The 2,842-nt window shown below is 41.0% G+C and carries 3 protein-coding genes; 1 reads left to right on the top strand and 2 read right to left on the bottom strand.

Features of this window, described 5'->3' with window-relative positions; all coding sequences use genetic code 11:
* The first annotated feature begins 370 nt into the window (after positions 1-370).
* Entirely contained in the window at positions 371-1,255 is an 885-nt protein-coding gene (locus tag ACFFAP_RS20370; protein ID WP_375512908.1) for an alpha/beta fold hydrolase, read from the top strand.
* Between the two features lie 176 nt (positions 1,256-1,431).
* On the opposite strand, the gene ACFFAP_RS20365 is transcribed toward ACFFAP_RS20370, so the two are convergent.
* Together ACFFAP_RS20365 and ACFFAP_RS20360 are read right to left on the bottom strand one after the other, a co-directional pair.
* A complete protein-coding gene (locus ACFFAP_RS20365; RefSeq protein WP_375512907.1) occupies positions 1,432-2,178 on the bottom strand; it encodes a hypothetical protein in 747 nt (248 codons plus the stop codon).
* Positions 2,178-2,810, bottom strand: coding sequence for a ParA family protein (locus ACFFAP_RS20360; protein WP_229467979.1), 633 nt, complete (start codon positions 2,808-2,810; stop codon positions 2,178-2,180). Before ACFFAP_RS20360 ends, ACFFAP_RS20365 begins: the two co-directional genes overlap by 1 nt.
* Positions 2,811-2,842: the final 32 nt, after the last annotated feature.

Below are 2,842 nucleotides of genomic sequence, written 5' to 3'. Positions count from 1 at the left end.
GCATCTGCTGCTGCTAAGACACTAGGAAAACCTAAAGTTTCAATTACGCCAACGGCCATTGGCATGGCATTAGCTCCTGGATTAAGGGATAGGCGATTTTAATTGTACGTGGCTTTAGTCCCAATTTTGACATTTTGGTAAACTTTCTTTGATGGCATAATTTTTGGGGGAGTGGGGAGTGGGCAGTGGGGAGTGGGAAGTTAGGAGTTAGGAGTTAGGAGTTGGGAGTGCGGAGTTAGAATGTTTTGATAGTCGCTGGACTATGTTTTATATATTATAATTAATACTTTATGGTGTTAGTTTGTGCAATTTTGTTGTTTAATAAAATCAGCGATGCGTGGAAGCAAGCTAGTACGATAAACTGAAATTTATGTTTCCGAATTTTCTTCCTAAAGCAGTTGGGCAACTGACAGAATCTGCCTCGATCGCACTAGTTCAAAGTATTCAAACAACTGCGATCGCTACTCCTTTAATTAATCAACCAGTTACCACAACCTATGTCAAGCAAGGAAGTGGTGGAACTCCTATTTTATTAATTCACGGCTTTGATAGTTCTGTATTAGAATTTCGGCGGCTTTTGCCACTACTTTCTGGAGAAAATGAAACTTGGGCAGTGGATTTGTTAGGTTTTGGGTTTACAGATAGGCTCTCAGGAATTGCCTATAGCCCAACTGCGATTAAAACACATCTTTATTATTTCTGGAAAAGCCTGATTAACCAACCTGTAATTTTGCTAGGCGCTTCGATGGGGGGTGCGACTGCAATTGATTTTACGTTGACTTACCCGGAAGTAGTAAAAAAGTTGGTGTTAATTGATAGCGCTGGGTTGGCGGGTGGTTCACCATTAAGTAAATTAATGTTTCCCCCGTTGGATTATTTAGCAACCCAGTTTTTGAGTAATCTGAAAGTGCGCGATCGCGTTTCCCGCATTGGATATAAAAATCAAAGTCTTGCCTCTGTCGATGCGCTATGTTGTGGCGCATTACATCTACAAATGCCGAGTTGGCATCAAGCTTTAATTACTTTCACTAAAAGTGGTGGTTACAGTGCTTTTAGATTTAAAAAAATATCACAAATTGTGCAACAAACGCTAATTTTATGGGGCGATTCTGATAAAATTTTGGGTACTAGGGATGCCATAAGATTTAAAAGAGCAATTCCACACAGTACCCTCGTCTGGATTCAAGATTGTGGTCATCTCCCACACCTGGAACAACCACAAATTACCGCACAACATATTTTAGACTTTCGATAATTGTAGTTCAAACCTAAGAAATCTTATGCATCTCTTGCACCTTATTGGATGTATTTGGGGAGAACGTCTTAAAAAAATACGAGGGTATACTGTGGCGGAAGTTTGCCTACCTTTGACAAGGGGCAAAATCCCCTTGTCTGGTTAATCGTGGCTAGCTGGATTTGCGCCAAGCTGTACTAGTCAAGTAACCACATCTCATTAGAACTCTCAGGATACTCATTTGGTTGATTTTGTGGTTGATTTTGAGCTAGTGGTTGCGATGACCGATGTGATTTTTTGTAGTTAAGTGGATTGTAGTGATCTTTTACTGGTTTTATAGCACTAGTTTCTTTTACAACACTACCAGCATACTCATCTGGTTGATTTTGAGCTAGTCTTTCTGATGAAAGATGTGATTTTTTGTAGTTATATGGATTGTAGTGTTCTTTTACTGGTTTTATAGCACTAGTTTCTTTTACAGCTACAGCAAGTTTAGAATTATCTTCTGCTATTTGTTTTAAAGCATTAATTTCTTCTATAAGCTTGGAATTCGCTTCTGCTAGTTGCAGTGCTGTTTTTTTTGTTTCGTCAAGTTCTTTTGCTACCTGTTGTACTAATGATTTTTGTTCCGATGCTAATGTTTTTTGTTTAGATAATTTTGATTGCAAATTAGCAATCTCCTGCCCAAGAGATGCTTCATTTTCGTGGCTTTTTTCCAGATTACTTGTCAACTCTTTGATAGTTGTTTCTAAATCAGCCTTAGTCGGGCTTGTGCGCTTAGTAGAATTTGGCTCAGGTGTTTGTGCTGAGGATTCTTCATCAGACGAAGCCTGTTCTTCGGCAATTTCTTCTGCTGTAATTTCGATCGCAGATTCGCCTTCTGGGGATGTAAATTTTTGTGCTTCTTCTTGTAATAAGTCAGAGAGACTTTGTTTCTTAACCATTATTTTCTCCAATCACGCTGTAATTCATCAGCTGCACGGCGGTAGTCTAACTCCGCCTCCCGTGCATTACTTCCTCGCCATTGACTAATCGCTACACCCTCAAGTGCCGCTCGTTCATGAGCCTTATAAGCACGGATAAAGGTATTACAAGCAGGAATACCTAATCGAGTGAGAGTGTTTTTTGCTTCTAGTGCTTCCCCAATACTACGCGTATCAACTTTGGTAAGCAGTACCCGATGGGGAGTTCCCACGGGGATGACGGCTTCCTTGACTGTTTCCACGAGGATAGCTAAATCCATTGCGGCTGGGGGTGTAGGCAAAACTAGATAATCTGCGATCGCAACTACCGCCACTAATGCTTCAGAGCGCAGCGCGGGAGGCGTATCCACCACTACTAAATCGTAACCTGTTATCTTTCCTAAATTACCTAAAAGTGTAGGATCTGTTTCTTGAGATAAATCAAATCCCATTCCCTGCTGACTGCGCCCAAACCACCAACTGGCAGAACCTTGAATATCTGCGTCAATCAACAGTACCTTTTTTTTCTTCGCAAAGTTTGCAGCCAGATTGACTGCGGTGGTCGTTTTACCGACTCCTCCTTTACCGTTGAGAATAGCGATGATTTTTGGCACTGCTTTAGCTAGGACAAGGGAGTGGGGAGTGG

The sequence above is a fragment of the uncultured Nostoc sp. genome, from assembly GCF_964245575.1.
GTDB lineage: Bacteria > Cyanobacteriota > Cyanobacteriia > Cyanobacteriales > Nostocaceae > Nostoc.
This window is presented reverse-complemented; position numbering and strand designations above follow the sequence as displayed.

Coding starts and splice junctions, on each gene's coding strand:
- ACFFAP_RS20370 (WP_375512908.1), top strand. CDS start 371: ATGTTTCCGAATTTTCTTCCTAAAGCAGTTGGGCAACTGACAGAATCT.
- ACFFAP_RS20365 (WP_375512907.1), bottom strand. CDS start 2,178: ATGGTTAAGAAACAAAGTCTCTCTGACTTATTACAAGAAGAAGCACAA.